Source organism: Arthrobacter oryzae (assembly GCF_031454875.1).
GTDB lineage: Bacteria > Actinomycetota > Actinomycetes > Actinomycetales > Micrococcaceae > Arthrobacter > Arthrobacter oryzae_D.
Window position 1 is genome coordinate 100347 of sequence record NZ_JAVDRQ010000003.1, and the last position, 16926, is coordinate 117272.

Genomic DNA, 16926 nt, shown 5'->3' on the forward strand with positions numbered 1-16926 from the left:
TTTGTTGGTTCGCGATTCCGTTGTTAGCGGCGCGGAAGCGTCAGCCTGCCTGGCCGGTGCTCTTGCCGAAGTAATCGGCGCCGCCGGCGTACTCGGTGTGGCCGGTTTCGACGTCGGCGGTGACCATCTTGGCGATTTCCGCGGCGAATTCCGCAACGGAATAAAGCTTGCCGGCCTCTGCGCGGCGGGCTTCGATGGCGCCGGGGTTGGACCGGTCAAGCAGCGTGGCGGTGACGGTTCCTTCGATCATGTCGCCGGAAACCACCACGAAGGAGATGCCTTTGTCTGCAAGGTTCGGGATGAGGGCGCGGAGGGCGTCCTCGCCGGCGCGCTTGCTGCGTGCCACGGGCTCATATTCCGGCATGGTGGGCACGGAATCGATGAAGTGGGCCTGGTGGCTCGTGACGAACACCACGCGCGAGCCTTCGCGCATCAGCGGCACGGCGGCGTTGAGCATGTTGACCTGGGCATCGCGGTTCAGCTTCAGGGCGTAGCCCTCTTCCATTCCCGATTCCATGCCGCCGGAAGCGTTCAGGACCAGGACGTCCAGCGAGCCGAAGTTTTCCATGGCAGCGCTGGCCAGGGCCTGGACACCTTCCTGCGTGGTGAGGTCCGCCCCAACCGCCGCTGCACGGCCGCCGGCTGCCTCAATCTCGGCGACCACCTTGTTGGCGCGCGGGGCTTTCTGGCGGTAGTTCACCACAACGGCGGCACCTTCTGCGGCGAGGAGTTTGGCAACATCCGCGCCGATCCCCCTCGACGAACCGGTCACAATCGCAGTCTTGTTGTCCAACAATCCCATTCGAGCTCCTTTGTTCCAAACGTCCAAAATCTGTGGGTCTGCCATCCATCATGCCAGCGGTGGGGAAGATTTCAGTTGTTTGACCTCAACAAAGAAGCCGACGCGGGCTAGTTCCGGTCGATCCGGATCTTGCGCTTCTCAGCGGCGGGTGCCTGCTCGGGTGCCGGCGCGCGCACCTCCAGGACACCGTCCTTGTACGTGGCCGTGACGTCATCCTCACGGGATCCGGGCGGCAGGGAGACACTTCGCGAAAGGGAACCGTAGCGGAACTCCGAACGGTAGCCGTATTTGTCCTTGTGTTCGGACTTTTCCTCGCGCTCGGCCTTGATGTGGAGCATCCCGTCGGCCACTGAGACGTCCACGTCCGTCTCGGGATCAATGCCGGGCAGTTCCGCGCGCACCACGAGCGTGTTGCCGTCCAGGAACTGTTCCACGCGCATCGATGACTGTGTCGGGTCCCCTTCAAGGAACCGCCGGAACGGCTCCAGGACATCCGACGGCATCCATTTGTTGAGATCGGCCATGATCGCTCCCTAGTTTTGTTGCCCCGCAGTGGCGGCCGGCCGCGGCACGGGACCGGTCCGTATGCCCATTACACACCCGGCAAATGGGCGTGTAATGGGCAAAAGGTCCCGTTCTGCAGGCTGAAGCGGGCCGCGGGGAGCAAGGGAACGGGCTAGTGCCCCATGCCCAGCCCGCCATCCACGGGGATCACGGCGCCGGAGATGTAGGACGCCTCATCGCTGGAGATCCAGCGCACCACATTCGCCACCTCTGCGGCTTCGGCGAAACGGCCCGCGGGAACCTTGGACAGGTAGTCCTTCTGGGTGGCCTCGGGAAGCTCCGCCGTCATGTCCGTGTTGATGAACCCCGGAGCCACAACGTTGGCGGTAATGCCCCGGCCGCCGAGTTCGCGGGTCAGCGAACGGGCAATCCCCACGAGGCCGGCCTTGGAGGCGGAGTAGTTGATCTGGCCGGGCGCGCCGTACAGGCCGGATACCGAGGAAATCAGCACAACCCGGCCCTTGCGCATGCGGATCATTCCCTTGGACGCCCGCTTGATGACCCGGAAAGCGCCGGTCAGGTTGGTATCGATGACCGAGGTGAAATCGTCCTCGCTCATGCGCATCAGCAGTGTGTCCTTGGTGATGCCGGCGTTCGCTACCAGGACCTCCACGGGGCCGTGCGCAGCTTCGACCTCCGCAAAGGCTGCGTCAACGGAAGCCTCATCGGTCACATCGGCCTTGACGCCCAGGATTCCGTCCGGAAGCGTCGAGTCGCTGCGGAACGTCACGGCGACCTTGTCACCGTTTGCCAGGAAAGCCTCGGCGATGGCCAGTCCGATGCCTCGGTTGCCGCCGGTCACCAGAACGCTGCGGCCGGTTGATACTGCTTCAGTCATAGTTTGCTCCGGAATTCTGCGGCATGGGGTACCGCGGTGAGGGGCGGGATTTTTACTGCCTCCGATCTTAGCCTCCGTTTGGGCGGCACTGTTGAGGGTGAGAGAATTGGGTTAAGCCTTGGGAGCGTGATTAATCAGCCGTGACACTTGCAAAACGACCCGGACATTCGATGCCCGGTGGACCGGACGCCGTCTCCGGTGACGCCCAGGTGCACAGCATCACGGATGCAGCTACTGCCCACTCGGAAGAGATGCGCGAGCGGATGATCAAGTACGCCGTGGCTATGGGTATCCGCATGGTCTGCCTGATCCTGGTGTTCGTCGTTGATGGCTGGTTCAAGGTCGTACCGATTGCGGGTGCGGTGTTCCTGCCCTGGATTGCCGTGGTCATTGCCAACGGCAGCGACAAGGCGGAAATTCACAGCGATTACCTGCTGGACTCCGCCCCGCTGGCGGAGCTCGAAGCGCCGGAAGCGCCGGCAGTTGCCGAAGACGAAGGCCCAACGGTTCTCCAGGGCGAACTCATTGAGGACGAAGAAGATAACAACGGCCAGGAACGGGCAGCTTCATGAACATTTTTGACCTGGCGGGAGGCGACGCCGGGCCCTCCGAAGCGGCTGCACCCGTCTGCTCCAGGAAGGCCTGCCGGTCCGGTGCTGCCTGGCAGCTGCTGTGGAACAACCCCAAGATCCACACGCCTGAACGCCGCAAAATCTGGTTGGCCTGTGATGAGCACCGGCCGTGGCTGGAAGATTACCTGCAGACCCGCGGCCTCTGGAAAGAGACGGTGCCGCTGGACCTGGCAACCGCGTCAGGCAGGGACGGCTGAATGTACCGCTTTCTCTTTTCCAGCAAGTGGCTGGGCTATCTGCTGCTGGCTGCAATCTTTGCCACGGCCTGCGTCTTCCTGGGCCGCTGGCAAATGGACCGCAGGGCCGAGACCCTCGCGGAAATCAACCGTGTCACCTCGAACTACTCGGCCACTCCGCTGCCGTTCGCGGAAGCCGAGGAGCAGTTTTCCCGGCTGGATGCCGACAGGGAGTGGACCCAGGTTGAGCTGAAGGGCCGCTATGACGTCGCCGGCCAAAGAGTGGTGCGCAACCGCCCGCTCAACGGTCAGCCGGGCTATGAGGTGGTGGTTCCCTTCAAGCTCAACACCGGGCAGACGGTTGTGGTGGACCGCGGTTGGCTCCCGATCGGGAACAACACCCCGGGCCGCCCCGATTCTGTCCCCGAACCGCCCTCCGGCGATGTCACCGTGATCGTGCGCCTGAAACCGGGTGAGCCCGAACTTCAGCGCGGCGCCCCGGACGGACAGCTTGCCTCCATCGACCTTCCGGCCTACGCCGCCCAGCTTGGCTACCCGGTGCTGACCGGCGCCTATGGACAGCTGGCTTCCGAAACACCGCCTGCCGCCACAATGCCGTATCCGTTCCCGAAGCCCTCGGTGGAAGAAGGAACCCACCTGTCCTATTCGCTGCAGTGGTTTGCCTTCGGCGTACTGATGTTCGTCGGGTTCGGCTACGCGGCGCGCCAGCAGGCCCGCAACGCGGAAATCGATGCGCAGGACGCAGCGGAGGACGGCGCGCCCGATTACGCGGTAGCGGCGAACCGGCGCCGTCCGGCTCCCCGAAAGCGGAAACAGCCGACGGCGGAGGAAGAGGAAGATGCGATTCTGGACGCCCAAGGGTACTGATGCTCGTCGGGTTTCGCGTCGTCAGTTGCGTCCGGAACGCCCGCACCGTGGCGCGGAGGTTACCTCGGCAAAAGAGGCCTACGCCAGCGTAATCAGGTCCAGGTAGTCTTCGTTCCAGTGGTCCTCGACGCCGTCGGGCAGGAGCACAACGCGTTCGGGGTTGAGGGCTTCGACCGCACCCTCATCGTGGCTCACCAGGACGACGGCGCCGGTGTAGTTGCGCAGGGCGCCCAGGATCTCGGAGCGGCTGGCGGGGTCCAGGTTGTTGGTGGGCTCGTCGAGGAGCAGCACGTTCGCACTCGAAGCCACGATGGTGGCCAGGGCGAGGCGCGTCTTCTCGCCGCCGGAGAGCACCCCGGCAGGCTTGTCGACGTCGTCACCGGAGAACAGGAATGATCCCAGGATCCCGCGCACCTCGGCGTCGTTCATGTCAGGTGCGGAGGAGCGCATGTTCTGCAGGACGGTGCGATCGACGTCGAGTGTCTCGTGCTCCTGGGCGTAGTAGCCCACCTTCAGGCCGTGGCCGGCGATCACTTCGCCGGTGTCGGGCTTGTCCACGCCGGCCAGCATCCGCAGCAGGGTGGTCTTGCCCGCGCCGTTGAGGCCCAGGATAACTACCTTGGAGCCGCGGTCGATGGCCAGGTCCACGTCGGTGAAAATTTCCAGTGATCCGTAGGACTTGCTGAGTCCGTCCGCGGTGAGCGGGGTCTTCCCGCAAGGCGACGGGTCCGGGAAGCGCAGGGCTGCCACGCGGTCGTTTTCGCGCACGGCTTCCAGGCCGCTGAGCAGCCGTTCGGCACGTTTGGCCATGTTCTGCGCGGCAACAGCCTTGGTGGCCTTGGCGCGCATCTTGTTGGCCTGGTCGAACAGGACCTGCGCCTTCTTTTCGGCGTTGGCGCGTTCACGCTTCCGGGCGCGTTCGTCGGTTTCGCGCTGCTGGAGGTAGCGCTTCCAGTCCATGTTGTAGAAGTCGATCTGGGCGCGGTTGGCGTCCAGCAGGAAGACTTTGTTCACGGTGGCTTCGAGCAGTTCGGTGTCGTGGCTGATCACGATCAGGCCGCCCTGGTGGTTCTTCAGGAAGTCGCGCAGCCAGGCGATGGAGTCGGCGTCGAGGTGGTTGGTGGGCTCATCCAGGAGCATGGTTTCGGCATCCGAGTACAGGATGCGGGCGAGCTCCACACGGCGCCGCTGCCCACCGGACAGGGTTTTGAGCGGCTGGTTCAGCAGGCGGTCCGGCAGGGCGAGGTTCGAGCAGATCGCTGCGGCCTCGGCCTCGGCAGCGTAGCCGCCGGCGGCCAGGAACTCGGATTCCAGCCTGTCATACCGGTTCATCGCCTTGCGCTGGACAGCGGCGTCTTCGCTGGCCATCTCTTCATGGGCCAGACGTAGCTTTCCGACGGCGACGTCGAGGCCGCGGACGGACAGGATCCGGTCACGGGCGAGCTGTTCCATGTCCGGTGTGCGCGGGTCCTGGGGAAGGTAGCCGATCTCGCCGCTGCGGGTGACCTTGCCGCCGGCGGGCAGGCCTTCGCCGGCGAGGACCCGGGTCAGTGTGGTCTTGCCTGCACCGTTACGGCCGACAAGGCCGATCTTGTCTCCCTTGTCGATCCGGAAGCTCACCTGGTCCATAAGGAGGCGGGCGCCGGCGCGCAGTTCGAGATCCTGGACGGTAATCAATGCAGCTAAGGCCTTTCACAACAGGGAACGCCGCGGCACAACGGATGGAGTCTGGGCAGGGCCGGGGCAGTGTGGCCGAGAGAACGGCCCTTACCAGTCTACCGGCACCACTCCCCCCGGATTACCTCGCCATCTGGGGGCCTGGATGCCTTCTTTTGGGCACCCTGTCCAGAACCGGCGTGCCCACTTAGTGGATCCCCTACAAAATGTGGCCGCGTCCGGAGACGTATCGTCGGAATGGAGGGGGAAGCGCCCGCGCGCGGGCGGCTGCCCCCATCCCAGTTGCACTTGCACCAATTGACAGGACCTCCCATGACCAAGACCGACAGTGACGTCACCGGCCAGGCCGCCGGCGCTAAATCAGGCACCAAGCCCGGCCGGAAGCGCTGGAATGCCACGGATCTCGGCCTCATCGCCGTCTTTGCGGCGCTTGTGGCCGGCTCCGCGCTCATCGCGGCCATTCCGGTGGGCGGCCTCGGCGTCCCCATCACCCTGCAGACACTCGCGGTGATGCTGACCGGGCTGGCCTTGGGCCCCGGCCGGGCGTTCGCCGCAGTAGGCCTGTACACGCTGCTGGGGCTGGCCGGCCTGCCGATCTTCAGCGGCGGCCGGAGCGGGCTGGGGATCCTCGCCGGACCCTCCGCGGGCTACATCATCGCCTTTCCCCTCGCTGCCCTGGCAGTCGGCTGGCTGACCACCATCGTGCTCCGCCGGACCTTGAAGTACCGGGGGCTGTTCCTTTTTGCCGCGGCCATGGCCACCAGCATTGTGCTGGTCCACGGCCTGGGCGTGCTGGGCATGATGGTCAACGCCAAGCTGGACCTTTCCAAGGCGTTCCTCGCTGATCTGGCCTACTACCCGGGCGACATCATCAAGAACATCCTGGCCGTCAGCATCGCCCTTGCCCTGCACAAGGCGTTCCCGGATCTCCTGATCCGCCGAGCCGGCGTCCGGAACTCTGCGGCGGGCCGGGCAAGCAATTAGCATGGGCAACATCCTTCTGGACGGAGTGGCGGTTCGGGTGGCAGTGGACGGGAGTCCGCAGCCCAAGACACTCCTGCACGGCATCTCACTGAACCTCAAGGAACAGCGGATCGGCGTGATCGGAGCCAACGGTTCAGGGAAGTCCACCCTGCTGCGGCTCCTCAACGGACTCGTGGCACCCAGCGACGGAACGGTGACCGTTGACGGTGACGATACCGTGCGTGCGGTACGTGCCGTGCGGCGTAAAGTCGGATTTGTTTTCACGGATCCCCTGTCCCAGCTGGTGATGCCCACCGGCCGGGAGGATGTTGAGCTGTCCCTGCGCCGATCGGTCCGGAATACCAGGGAGCGGCGGAACGCCGCCGAGGCGATCCTGGACCGCTTCGGGCTGATGCCGCTGGCAGACCAGAGCATCTACGAGCTCTCGGGCGGCGAACGGCAGCTCATGGCCCTGGCCGCTGTCCTCGCCGTGGAACCCGGAGTGCTGGTGCTGGATGAGCCGTCCACGCTGCTGGACCTTCGCAACCGTGAGCTGCTGCGACGGACCCTCTCCGGCCTCAGCCAGCAGATCGTCATGTCCACCCACGACCTGGAGCTGGTCCGGGACATGGACCGTGTCCTGGTGGTGGAATCCGGACAGGTGGTGTTCGACGGCGGGGCCGCCGCCGCCGTCGAACACTACCGGGAGCTGTCCGCCGCCGGACTCCCGCCGGTCAGCGCCACGGTGCCGCCGCGCCATCCGGAGGACCGGTGAGCGGCCAGGGATTCCTGCTGGTGAACTACGTTCCCGGCACGTCACCGGTCCATCGGGCGCCGCTTTGGCTGAAGTTCCTTGTGGTTGTTGGCTGCGGCATGGGATCGTTCCTGGTGGTCGACTGGATGGTTGCCGCCGCTGCGCTGGTTCTCATGTGTGTCCTGTTCCTGCTGAGCGGTGCCGGCCCGGCGCGGCTGTACAAGGCAGTCCGGCCCATTCTGCCCGTGCTGCTTGCCGTCGGGCTGTTCCAGTGGTGGCAGCTGGGCGGTCCTGTTGCGGCACGCATTGTCCTGAACATTTTGGTCTGCGTCGTCGCAGCATCCATTCTGACCGCCACCACGCCGATGCAGCGGCTCCTGGACGGCGTCGTCTCGCTGGCCGTTCCGTTCCAACGCTTCGGGGCGGATCCGGAACGCTTCGCGCTGACCATCGCAATCATGCTCCGAAGCATTCCGTTCATCGCCGGAGCGTACGCCGACGTCAGGGATTCGGCACGAGCGCGCGGCCTGGAGCGCAATCCGAGGGCACTCGTCCTGCCGGTATTCATCACCACCGTGGCTTATGCCCGCCAGACCGGCGATGCCCTGGCTGCCCGGGGACTGGGCGAGCCCGACGACGATGACTACCCTCACCGGGACGCCGCTAGCTAGTTTCGGCGGGCCGGTCGAGACGTTCGTACCGAAAAAGCGCCGCGGTTCCCATGCCGCCGGCAATGCTGATCATGGCCAGCGCCAGCTGTCCGGCCAAAGCCTCCCTGCGTGCCTGGGCAAGGAGCCTCGTCACCAGGACAGCGCCCGACGCGCCGTACGCGTGACCCAGCGCCAGCGCCCCGCCGTCGAGGTTTGCCCGGCCCGGGTCGATGCCAAGGGCGTCCAGGCAGGCGAGGGTCTGCGAGGCGAAGGCCTCGTTGAACTCCACCAGGGAAAGGTCCGCGGCTCGGATACCGTGCCCGGCCAGAAGCCGCTCCGCCGCGGCGGCGGCACCCATGCCCAGGACCCGCGGATCCACTCCCGCCGTGTCGGTGCCGAGCACCAGCAGGCCGTCGGCCGCTCCCAGTTCCCGCGCCCGCTGCAGGGAAGTGATCACGACGGCGGACGCGCCGTCGGCGTCGAAACAGGAGTTCCCCGCGGTGACAGTGCCGCCGGCCGCGAACGCCGGCGGGAAGCGCCCCATCAGTGCGGCTGTCAGGCTGGCCCGCGGACCGTCGTCGGACTCCACGTTTCCGGACGTCGTCCGCAATGGCACGATTTCGCCGGCGAAGGTGCCTGCTGCTGCCGCTCCCACGGCCCGTTGGTGGCTCTGCAACGCGAACCGGTCCTGCCGCTCGCGGCTGATGCCGAAAACCTCAGCGACATTGTCCGCCGCGGCGCCCATGTCCGGATCCCCGTAACTGAGGGGCACGAACTGGGCCCGGCGGAAGAATTCGGGGCTGCCGTCGGCTGCCCTGTTGGCACGGAGGGGAGCCGTGCTGATGCTTTCAACCCCGCCCGCAAGATACGCCCCGTTGCCCCCGGCCGCCACGAGCCGGGCAGCGAGCACGATGGCGTCGAGCCCGGAGCCGCACTGCCGGTCCACGGTGACCCCGGGAACACTGACCGGCAGTCCGGTCTCCAGGGCTGCAAGGCGCGCAACATTGCCGCCGCCTCCCACCGCATTGCCGATCACAACGTCCGTAACAGCCGGTGCCGGCAGACCTGTGCTTTCCAGCAGGCTGCCAAGGACGGGGGCCAGGAGCTCGTGCGCGCAGAGCCCTTTGAACCGTCCGTTGACGCGTCGGATGGGGGTGCGCAGGGCTGCGATGACCACCGGCTGGCGGTCAGCCGGCAGTGCCGTGCCCCCGGCGCGGACGCCGGAACGATCGGGGGCGGAGCCTGGCGACGGTTCGGGCCGCGGCGAAGGCAGCGGTTCAGGCAAGGCGGCGGATCCTGGCGTCGCCGCTCTGGACCCAGTCCAGCAGGAGCTGCCGGCTGACCTTGCCGCGGTCGGTCACCGGCAGCTCCGCCAAGGCGAAATACTGCAGCGGCCGTTTGTCCCTGGGCAGGACATCGTCCAGCCCGGCCTTGAGCTGCGTGGCCGTGATGCCTCCATGGGAGGGCACGACGCCGGCCACCACCCGCTGGCCGCGGACGTCATCGGCCATGCCTGCCGCGACGGCAGCTGCGACACCGGGGACGGAGGCCAGGGCGAGCTCCACCTCGTGCGGATAGACGTTCTTGCCGGCTGTGATGATCATGTCGGCGCGGCGGCCCAGGATGTGAAGCTCGCCGTCCCGCAGGTACCCCTGGTCCCCCACCGTGTACCAGCCGTCGAAGCAGCGAAGTGCCTGCCCGTCGTCGCCCCACAGATAGCCGTTGCTGACCATGCCGCTGCGGACGCAGATGTTGCCGTCCGTGCCGTCGGGAAGCGGTGCGCCGTCGTCGTCCAGGATCCGGACATCGACGCCGGGAAAGGGTTTCCCGATGCCGGTTCCGCCGGCATCCAGCGGCTTCCCGGCGCGCAGCCCCGCACCGGAAACGAAGCTTAGCTCCGAGGCGCCGTAGTACTCGTAGATGGTTGCCTTGGGCGCCCAGCGCCGGGCGGCCTCCAGGGTGCGGGCGTCCAGCTTGGAACCGGCGCAGATGATGGAGGTTACGCCGGAAGCGTCCACGCAGCCGGCCAGTCCGCGTTCACTGAGCAGCCGCAGCATGGTGGGCACCAGGACCAGGCGGGTGATGCCGTCGTGCGTGATGGCCGCGTGCACATCGCCGACGTCGAAGAACTCCAGGGTATGGAATTCCGAGCCGGCGTACAGGCACTCGGAGAGCGCGTAGAGGTTGAGGCTCGCGGCCAGCGGACCCGGGGCAAGCGTCCTGTCCTGCTGCGTGAGTCCGAAGAACTCAATGGAGGCCTCGAAGGAGAGCTGCCACGAACGCCTTGACCTTGTGAACGCCTTGGGCACGGACGTGGTGCCGGAGGTCAGCCCGATCAGGAAGGGTGATTCCGGGCGCCCGTCGCGGAGTTCCGCGGGCTCCGTGGGCTTACCGGGCTCAGATGGCGGCGGAACGGCCACGGCCTCGTCCAGCCGGGCCGCAATGTCAGCCTTGAGCTGCGCCGGCCAGGACGGGTCGAGGACGGCGCATTGCCGGTCACCTGAAACGGCGGCAGCGAACGACGCGGCAAAGTCCACGGAGTTGGCCTCCGCGAGCACGCTCACCGCTCCGGCATCGGGAATCCGCGCCGCGGCGGCGTCCCGAAGGGCGGCCCAGCTAAGGTGCCGGCCCGCCACGACGACGGCGGTGTCGTCGGGGCGGTCATCGGCCCAGCGTTGGAGTCTGTTGAGGAAAGGCATCGGATCAACTTTACCGGCCGGGCATGGGTCCCGCCCTGTCCGCGAAGGCTATTGTGACAATATGAGTTTCAATGACAATGTCCAGCTGGACCCGTCCCAGGTCCAGGACCGGCGCGGCATGGGCCGCGGGACTAAGATCGGCGGCGGCATCGGAGGCGGAATCATCCTCCTGCTGGCTGCCCTGTTTGGGTTCAACCCGCAGATGCTGGAAGGCCTGACGGGCACGGCGCCCGGCCCGCAGAGCCAGGGAAGTGCACCGGCCTGCGAGAGCGGCGCCGACGCCGACGCCCGCCTCGACTGCCGCATCACCGGAACCGTCAACAGCCTCAATGCCTTCTGGCCCGCCTACCTGGCCCAGTACAACACGGAGTATCCGCGGCCAACGACGGTCATCTTCAGCCAGGCCACCAACACCGCGTGCGGGGGCGCAACCTCAGACGTTGGCCCGTTCTACTGCCCGGCTGACACCACCGCCTATTTCGACCCCGGATTCTTCCAGGACCTGGTGGACCGCTTCGGCTCGTCCGGCGGTCCGCTGGCGCAGGAGTATGTGGTGGCGCATGAATTCGGCCACCACGTCCAGAACGTCCTGGGCAACCTTGACCGGGCTCAGCAGGATCCGCAGGGCCCCGAATCGGGGGCCGTCCGGGTGGAGCTGCAGGCGGACTGCTATGCCGGGCTTTGGGTCCGCTACGCCACAACGCAGCAGGATCCCAAGACCGGCCAGCCGTTCCTGGAACCTCTCACCCAGCAGGACCTGAACGATGCGCTGTCCGCGGCATCAGCCGTCGGTGACGACCGCATCCAGGAAGCCGCCACCGGCCGGGTTTCCCCGGAGGCCTGGACCCACGGCTCCAGCGCCCAGCGGCAGAAGTGGTTCTATCAGGGCTACCAGACCGGCGACATCAACCAGTGCGACACGTTCTCGGCGCCCACGCTCTAGCGATCGCTTAAAAGTTCGACGGCGGCCGGTCACCTTCCGTGGAAGGTGACCGGCCGCCGTCGTAGTTTAGCCAGTGCTATTCAAAGACCCGGGGATCAGATGTTGAAACCGAGGGCCCGCATCTGGTCGCGTCCGTCTTCGGTGATCCGCTCGGGACCCCATGGCGGCATCCAGACCCAGTTCAGGCGCCAGTCGTCCACGACACCGTCGAGGGCCTTGCCCACCTGCTCCTCAATGACGTCCGTGAGCGGGCAGGCCGCCGTGGTGAGCGTCATGTCGATCAGGAGGGCGCCGTCGTCGTCCGAGTACTTCAGGCCGTAGAGCAGGCCCAGGTCAACGATGTTGACTCCAAGTTCGGGGTCAATGACGTCCTTGAGTGCCTCTTCGACATCTTCGAGGCCCGTGCGGGCCGCATTGATTTCGGTCATGGCGTTGTCCTAACTAGGCCTGTGCGGCAGCGATGGTGGCTGCGCCAGCACCGGTGGCGTAACGGTCGTAGCCTTCTTCTTCGAGGCGGTCGGCGAGTTCCGGGCCGCCCTCCTCGACAACCTGGCCGTCAACGAACACGTGCACGAAGTCCGGCTTGATGTAGCGCAGGATGCGGGTGTAGTGCGTGATGAGCAGCGTGCCCATGTTGCCTTCGGCGTGCGCACGGTTGACGCCCTCGGAAACAACCTTGAGCGCGTCCACATCGAGGCCGGAGTCGGTCTCGTCCAGGATGGCGAACTTCGGCTTGAAGAGCTCGAGCTGGAGGATCTCCACCCGCTTCTTCTCGCCGCCGGAGAAGCCTTCGTTGACGTTGCGCTGGGCGAAGTCGGCGTCGATGCGCAGCTTCTGCATGGCTTCCTTGACTTCCTTGGTCCAGGTGCGCAGCTTGGGTGCCTCGCCGTCAATGGCGGTCTTGGCGGTCCGCAGGAAGTTGGTCATGGTGACACCCGGAACTTCAACGGGGTACTGCATGGCCAGGAAGACACCGGCACGGGCGCGCTCGTCGACGCTCATGGCCAGGACGTCTTCGCCGTCCAGCGTGATGGAACCGCTGGTGACGTTGTAGCGCGGGTGGCCGGCGATGGTGGACGCCAGGGTGGACTTGCCTGAACCGTTGGGGCCCATGATGGCGTGCGTCTCGCCGGTCTTGATGGTCAGGCTGACGCCCTTAAGGATCTCCTTGGTGCCCTGCTCCGTCTCAATGCTGACGTGCAGGTCCTTGATCTCAAGAGTAGACATGTGTCTTGTTCTCCTCTGCACCGTGCCTTCCGGCGGCGGTGCGGTTTCTCGGCTGAAAGTTTTCTAAAACGGGGTGCGGACTGCCTTGGTGGCCGGGCAGTCAGCTGAAGGTCGGGGCTTCGGCACCGTTCACCACATTGGTGACGTCCACGTAGACGTCATCGCCGTGAACGGCCACGGCAAAAACAGGCACGGGATCGTAGGCCGGCAGCTGGAGCGGCTGGCCGCTGCGGAGGTCGAACTGGGAGCCGTGGCCCCAGCATTCGATCTTGCAGCCCTCGATCTCACCTTCGGAGAGCGAGATGTCCGCGTGCGAGCACGTGTCACCGATGGCATGGATTTCGCCCATGGAGTCCTTCACGATGGCTACGGGGTAGTCGTCGATCAGGATCCGCAGCGCCTGCTTGAGTTGGATCTCGCTGGCATTGCAGACAAGCTCGCCTTTTGGCTGGTCAGTCATCTGGTGTGTCCGTTTCCTCTACTGCTGCACTAGTTATTGGTTGCCGCGAGTTCGCGCTCAACGGATGCGATGAGACGCTCTTCGATGGCCGGCACCTTGATGTGCTGGATGATTTCGTGCAGGAATCCACGGACCACGAGGCGGCGGGCCACGTCTTCCGGGATACCGCGAGCCATCAGGTAGAACAGGTGCTCGTCGTCGAGGCGACCGGTGGCGCTGGCGTGGCCGGCACCCTTGATCAGGCCGGTCTCGATCTCGAGGTTCGGAACGGAGTCAGCACGCGCGCCGTCGGTGAGCAGCAGGTTGCGGTTCGCCTCGTAGCTGTCGGTGCCCTCTGCCTCCTTGCGGATCAGGACGTCACCAACCCAGACGGCGTGGGCGTTGCGGCCCTGGAGTGCGCCCTTGTAGAGGACGTTGGACTTGCAGTTGGCCACTGCGTGGTCAACGAACAGGCGCTGCTCAAGGTGCTGGCCGGCGTCGGCAAAGTAGAGGCCGAGCATTTCAACTTCGCCGCCCGGGGCGGTGAACCGAGCTGAAGGCGTGACGCGGACCAGGTCCCCGCCGAGGCTCACCACGATGTGCTTGAACTTGGCGTCGCGGCCGATTTTGGCCTGCTGCGAGGAGGCGTGCACGGCGTCGTCGTTCCATTCCTGGAGCGAGATGACGGACAGTTCGGCGCCGTCCTCAACCACGATCTCCACGTTTTCGGAGACAACCGCGCTGCCCTGGTGGTCCAGGACCACAACGGACTTGGAGAACTTCTGCGCCACGATCACGAGGTGCTGGGCGGAAGCGTCCGTTCCCTGTCCGGTCAGGACGACGTTGATCTCGCCGTCAGATTCGAACTCTGCGGGCACGGTGATGACCGTCGCTTCGCTGAAGTTTTCCCAGGCGTTGGCGGAAACGCGGTCCTCGGGGATCGCTGCGGAGCCGATGCGCTTGTCGTCGCGGCCCACGGTCTCAACAATCACGGCGTCCGGCGCGGTGACGCCCACGCCGGGAGCCGTGCCGTTGAGGACAGCCGAGTGCAGTCCTCGCAGGCGCTTGAGCGGGGTGAACCGCCAGTCTTCCTCCAGGCCGGTCAGCGGCTTGAAGTCCGCCAGCTTGTAGGAGGTCAGGCGGCCGGCGCGAGAGCTGTCCGGGATGCCGACGCCGCCGCCGTGGGAGTGGCGCTTGACTGCCTCTCCCGCGAGCGGTGCCTTGGAGTCGGCGGCGTTGATGGGCGAAAGGCTTTCGCCTTCCTCGGTGAAACCGTTGATGAACGGCTGGGCTGACGGCGCGCCGATGCGGGCCTTTTCAGTAGTGATGTCAGTCATTAACCGACCGATCCTTCCATCTGCAGTTCAATCAGGCGGTTCAGCTCGAGGGCGTATTCCATCGGCAGCTCACGGGCAATCGGCTCGATGAAGCCGCGGACGATCATCGCCATGGCCTCGTCTTCGCGCATGCCGCGGGACATCAGGTAGAACAGCTGCTCTTCGCTGACGCGCGAAACAGTTGCCTCGTGTCCCATGACCACGTCATCCTCGCGGATGTCGATGTACGGGTAGGTGTCCGAACGGCTGATGGTATCCACCAGCAGCGCGTCACAGCGGACCGTGTTGGCCGAGTGCTTTGCGCCTTCGCGGACCTGGACCAGGCCGCGGTAGGCGGCACGGCCGCCGCCGCGGGCCACCGACTTGGAAATGATGGAGCTCTTGGTGTTCGGTGCGATGTGCACCATCTTGGAGCCCGTGTCCTGGTGCTGGCCTTCGCCGGCGAACGCGATGGACAGGGTTTCACCCTTGGCGTGCTCACCCACGAGGTAGACGGCCGGGTACTTCATGGTCACCTTGGAGCCGATGTTGCCATCGATCCATTCCATGGTGGCGCCTTCTTCGCAGATTGCGCGCTTGGTGACCAGGTTGTACACGTTGGTGGACCAGTTCTGGATGGTCGTGTAGCGGACGCGGGCGCCCTTCTTCACGATGATCTCCACCACGGCGGAGTGCAGCGAGTCCGAGGTGTAGATCGGCGCCGTGCAGCCTTCGATGTAGTGAACGTAGGAGTCCTCATCGGCGATGATCAGGGTGCGCTCGAACTGGCCCATGTTTTCCGTGTTGATGCGGAAGTAGGCCTGCAGCGGAATATCCACGTGGACGCCCTTGGGGACGTAGACGAAGGAACCGCCGGACCAGACGGCCGTGTTCAGCGAAGCGAACTTGTTGTCGCCCACCGGGATGATGGTGCCGAAGTACTCCTGGAAGATCTCCGGGTGTTCGCGCAGTGCGGTGTCGGTGTCCAGGAAGATGACGCCCTGGGCTTCGAGGTCCTCGCGGATCTGGTGGTACACAACCTCGGACTCGTACTGTGCGGCGACGCCGGAAACAAGGCGGCTGCGCTCGGCTTCCGGGATACCCAGCTTCTCGTAGGTGTTCCGGATGTCCTCGGGAAGGTCTTCCCAGGTAGCGGCCTGCTTCTCAGTGGAGCGCACGAAGTACTTGATGTTGTCGAAGTCGATGCCGGAGAGGTCTGCACCCCAGGTGGGCATGGGCTTGCGGTCGAAGTACTTCAGGCCCTTGAGGCGAAGGTCGAGCATCCATTCCGGCTCGCTCTTCTTGGCCGAGATGTCGCGGACGACATCTTCGTCAATGCCGCGGCGGGCATTGGCGCCGACATCGTTCTTGTCGGCCCAGCCGTATTCGTAGGTGCCAATACCGTGGAGCTCGGGATTCTTCTCCAGAATCTCCGAAATCACAGTAGTCTCAGCAACCTTGTTCTCTGATAGTTGGTCCGTCATCACGGCCTTTCTTGCAGATGGTTGGATACTTCGCCCAGGCTGTCCGTGGTGTGTCCGGGACCGTCAGGCCCCTTGGCGGCCGGACGGCCTGTAGGTATGTGGGTGGTGCAGACGTGACCGCCGCGTGCCAGCGTGGAGAGCCTGCGCACGTCGACGCCCACGAGCCGGGAAAACACTTCGGTTTCCACGTCGCAGAACACCGGGAACTTGGTGGCCAGCTGCTGGATGGGGCAGTGCCCCTGGCACAGCTGGACGCTGGAAAGTGCGGCGGGGAGCGGAGCTTTGGCCTCGATGGAGGCGGCGGAGGCCACGAACCCGTCCCGGCTTAGCGCTGCGGACAGTGCCTGTGCCCGGGCAGTGATATCGGGTCCGGCGGCGTCGATCTCCGGCGCGTAGCGGCGTTCCATGTCGGCAAAGCGCTCGACGGCGAACTCACGGACGGCGTCCGGTCCGGCGATCTCGCCGAGGCGCTGCAGCGCCAGGCCGGCAATGTCGAGGTAGTCGTCGCCGAGCGATGATTGGCCCTGTGAACTGAGGACATAGCGACGCGCCGGACGTCCGGCGCCGGTACCGGCCTTCGCCACACGCTTGACTTCGATCACGCCGCTGCGCGACAGGTGGTCCAGGTGACGGCGGACGGCTGCGGGAGTGAAACCAAGCAGGTCACCCAGTTCGGCAGCGCTGACCGGCCCATGCTCCAGCACGGCGCCCAGGACACGGTCCCGCGTGCGCTCATCCGAGTCGACGGCGGATACGTGCGGCGCCGACGTCGACGGCCGGAACGGACCGGAGGCGCCGGTGGGCGCGTCGGACCCGGTTCGGGGCGCAGAAAGTCGAGTGCTCATGGAATACACAACACAATCATGTCGTAATT

General features: G+C 65.6%; 19 protein-coding genes. 7 read left to right on the forward strand and 12 right to left on the reverse strand.

The annotated features are described in order from the left end of the window. Positions 1–40: 40 nt before the first annotated feature. The 3 genes from J2805_RS06305 to fabG all read right to left on the reverse strand — a co-directional run bounded on the left by J2805_RS06305 (position 41) and on the right by fabG (position 2204). Positions 41–802, reverse strand: coding sequence for an SDR family oxidoreductase (locus J2805_RS06305; RefSeq protein WP_043481547.1), 762 nt, complete (start codon positions 800–802; stop codon positions 41–43). Positions 803–909: 107 nt separating this feature from the next. Continuing rightward, positions 910–1326 (reverse strand): Hsp20/alpha crystallin family protein, encoded by a 417-nt coding sequence (locus tag J2805_RS06310; protein WP_309970897.1) that lies wholly within the window; start codon positions 1324–1326, stop codon positions 910–912. 152 nt (positions 1327–1478) lie between these two features. Further along, positions 1479–2204, reverse strand: a complete 726-nt coding sequence (fabG, locus tag J2805_RS06315; RefSeq protein WP_309970899.1) for a 3-oxoacyl-ACP reductase FabG — start codon at positions 2202–2204, stop codon at positions 1479–1481. A 140-nt stretch (positions 2205–2344) separates the two neighbouring features. Between fabG and J2805_RS06320 the strand changes: the two genes are divergently transcribed. From J2805_RS06320 to J2805_RS06330, 3 genes are read left to right on the forward strand one after another with little or no spacing between them, the layout of a single operon-like run. Continuing rightward, complete coding sequence (locus tag J2805_RS06320) at positions 2345–2776, forward strand: DUF3099 domain-containing protein (RefSeq protein ID WP_396134239.1); 432 nt, start codon at positions 2345–2347, stop codon at positions 2774–2776. Further along, positions 2773–3033, forward strand: a complete 261-nt coding sequence (locus J2805_RS06325) for a hypothetical protein (protein WP_309970902.1) — start codon at positions 2773–2775, stop codon at positions 3031–3033. Before J2805_RS06320 ends, J2805_RS06325 begins: the two co-directional genes overlap by 4 nt. Next, the gene (locus tag J2805_RS06330; RefSeq protein WP_309970906.1) at positions 3034–3900 is read left to right on the forward strand and encodes an SURF1 family cytochrome oxidase biogenesis protein; all 867 of its coding nucleotides are present in this window, start codon (positions 3034–3036) and stop codon (positions 3898–3900) included. A 78-nt stretch (positions 3901–3978) separates the two neighbouring features. Here the strand turns inward: J2805_RS06330 and J2805_RS06335 are convergent, their stop codons facing one another. Further along, on the reverse strand, positions 3979–5577 hold the full coding sequence (locus J2805_RS06335; protein WP_055805845.1) for an ABC-F family ATP-binding cassette domain-containing protein: 1599 nt from the start codon (positions 5575–5577) through the stop codon (positions 3979–3981). Between the two features lie 312 nt (positions 5578–5889). On the opposite strand from J2805_RS06335, the gene J2805_RS06340 reads away from it, so the two are divergent. From J2805_RS06340 to J2805_RS06350, 3 genes are read left to right on the forward strand one after another with little or no spacing between them, the layout of a single operon-like run. Beyond that, positions 5890–6561 carry a biotin transporter BioY gene (locus J2805_RS06340; RefSeq protein ID WP_309970911.1) on the forward strand — a complete coding sequence of 224 codons (672 nt, stop codon included), beginning with the start codon at positions 5890–5892 and terminating at the stop codon, positions 6559–6561. A gap of 1 nt (position 6562) precedes the next feature. Beyond that, positions 6563–7315 (forward strand): energy-coupling factor ABC transporter ATP-binding protein, encoded by a 753-nt coding sequence (locus J2805_RS06345; RefSeq protein WP_309970914.1) that lies wholly within the window; start codon positions 6563–6565, stop codon positions 7313–7315. Beyond that, positions 7312–7965, forward strand: coding sequence for an energy-coupling factor transporter transmembrane component T family protein (locus tag J2805_RS06350; RefSeq protein WP_309970917.1), 654 nt, complete (start codon positions 7312–7314; stop codon positions 7963–7965). Before J2805_RS06345 ends, J2805_RS06350 begins: the two co-directional genes overlap by 4 nt. On the opposite strand, the gene J2805_RS06355 is transcribed toward J2805_RS06350, so the two are convergent. Both J2805_RS06355 and J2805_RS06360 read right to left on the reverse strand, forming a co-directional pair. After that, entirely contained in the window at positions 7958–9142 is a 1185-nt protein-coding gene (locus tag J2805_RS06355; RefSeq protein WP_309974846.1) for a thiolase family protein, read from the reverse strand. The genes J2805_RS06350 and J2805_RS06355 overlap by 8 nt on opposite strands. A gap of 79 nt (positions 9143–9221) precedes the next feature. Continuing rightward, on the reverse strand, positions 9222–10643 hold the full coding sequence (locus J2805_RS06360) for a class I adenylate-forming enzyme family protein (RefSeq protein ID WP_309970920.1): 1422 nt from the start codon (positions 10641–10643) through the stop codon (positions 9222–9224). Positions 10644–10704: 61 nt separating this feature from the next. Between J2805_RS06360 and ypfJ the strand changes: the two genes are divergently transcribed. Continuing rightward, on the forward strand, positions 10705–11586 hold the full coding sequence (ypfJ, locus tag J2805_RS06365; protein WP_309970923.1) for a KPN_02809 family neutral zinc metallopeptidase: 882 nt from the start codon (positions 10705–10707) through the stop codon (positions 11584–11586). Between the two features lie 95 nt (positions 11587–11681). Here the strand turns inward: ypfJ and J2805_RS06370 are convergent, their stop codons facing one another. From J2805_RS06370 to J2805_RS06395, 6 genes are all read right to left on the reverse strand, one after another. Further along, positions 11682–12014, reverse strand: coding sequence for a metal-sulfur cluster assembly factor (locus tag J2805_RS06370; protein ID WP_309970927.1), 333 nt, complete (start codon positions 12012–12014; stop codon positions 11682–11684). Positions 12015–12027: 13 nt separating this feature from the next. Next, positions 12028–12813 (reverse strand): Fe-S cluster assembly ATPase SufC, encoded by a 786-nt coding sequence (gene sufC / locus J2805_RS06375; protein WP_309970930.1) that lies wholly within the window; start codon positions 12811–12813, stop codon positions 12028–12030. A gap of 100 nt (positions 12814–12913) precedes the next feature. After that, positions 12914–13273, reverse strand: coding sequence for a non-heme iron oxygenase ferredoxin subunit (locus J2805_RS06380; protein ID WP_309970934.1), 360 nt, complete (start codon positions 13271–13273; stop codon positions 12914–12916). A 29-nt stretch (positions 13274–13302) separates the two neighbouring features. After that, positions 13303–14589, reverse strand: a complete 1287-nt coding sequence (gene sufD, locus J2805_RS06385; RefSeq protein WP_309970937.1) for a Fe-S cluster assembly protein SufD — start codon at positions 14587–14589, stop codon at positions 13303–13305. Beyond that, positions 14589–16052 (reverse strand): Fe-S cluster assembly protein SufB, encoded by a 1464-nt coding sequence (gene sufB, locus J2805_RS06390; protein WP_309970939.1) that lies wholly within the window; start codon positions 16050–16052, stop codon positions 14589–14591. The genes sufD and sufB overlap by 1 nt, the downstream gene beginning before the upstream one ends. Continuing rightward, on the reverse strand, positions 16052–16897 hold the full coding sequence (locus J2805_RS06395; protein WP_309970942.1) for a helix-turn-helix transcriptional regulator: 846 nt from the start codon (positions 16895–16897) through the stop codon (positions 16052–16054). Before J2805_RS06395 ends, sufB begins: the two co-directional genes overlap by 1 nt. Between the last annotated feature and the right edge of the window lie 29 nt (positions 16898–16926).

Bases quoted from the DNA above. Each gene is read 5' to 3' on its own strand.
- J2805_RS06305 (WP_043481547.1), bottom strand. From the start codon at position 802: ATGGGATTGTTGGACAACAAGACTGCGATTGTGACCGGTTCGTCGAGG.
- J2805_RS06310 (WP_309970897.1), bottom strand. From the start codon at position 1,326: ATGGCCGATCTCAACAAATGGATGCCGTCGGATGTCCTGGAGCCGTTC.
- fabG (WP_309970899.1), bottom strand. From the start codon at position 2,204: ATGACTGAAGCAGTATCAACCGGCCGCAGCGTTCTGGTGACCGGCGGC.
- J2805_RS06325 (WP_309970902.1), top strand. From the start codon at position 2,773: ATGAACATTTTTGACCTGGCGGGAGGCGACGCCGGGCCCTCCGAAGCG.
- J2805_RS06330 (WP_309970906.1), top strand. From the start codon at position 3,034: ATGTACCGCTTTCTCTTTTCCAGCAAGTGGCTGGGCTATCTGCTGCTG.
- J2805_RS06340 (WP_309970911.1), top strand. From the start codon at position 5,890: ATGACCAAGACCGACAGTGACGTCACCGGCCAGGCCGCCGGCGCTAAA.
- J2805_RS06345 (WP_309970914.1), top strand. From the start codon at position 6,563: ATGGGCAACATCCTTCTGGACGGAGTGGCGGTTCGGGTGGCAGTGGAC.
- J2805_RS06360 (WP_309970920.1), bottom strand. From the start codon at position 10,643: ATGCCTTTCCTCAACAGACTCCAACGCTGGGCCGATGACCGCCCCGAC.
- ypfJ (WP_309970923.1), top strand. From the start codon at position 10,705: ATGAGTTTCAATGACAATGTCCAGCTGGACCCGTCCCAGGTCCAGGAC.
- J2805_RS06370 (WP_309970927.1), bottom strand. From the start codon at position 12,014: ATGACCGAAATCAATGCGGCCCGCACGGGCCTCGAAGATGTCGAAGAG.
- sufC (WP_309970930.1), bottom strand. From the start codon at position 12,813: ATGTCTACTCTTGAGATCAAGGACCTGCACGTCAGCATTGAGACGGAG.
- J2805_RS06380 (WP_309970934.1), bottom strand. From the start codon at position 13,273: ATGACTGACCAGCCAAAAGGCGAGCTTGTCTGCAATGCCAGCGAGATC.
- sufD (WP_309970937.1), bottom strand. From the start codon at position 14,589: ATGACTGACATCACTACTGAAAAGGCCCGCATCGGCGCGCCGTCAGCC.
- sufB (WP_309970939.1), bottom strand. From the start codon at position 16,052: ATGACGGACCAACTATCAGAGAACAAGGTTGCTGAGACTACTGTGATT.
- J2805_RS06395 (WP_309970942.1), bottom strand. From the start codon at position 16,897: ATGAGCACTCGACTTTCTGCGCCCCGAACCGGGTCCGACGCGCCCACC.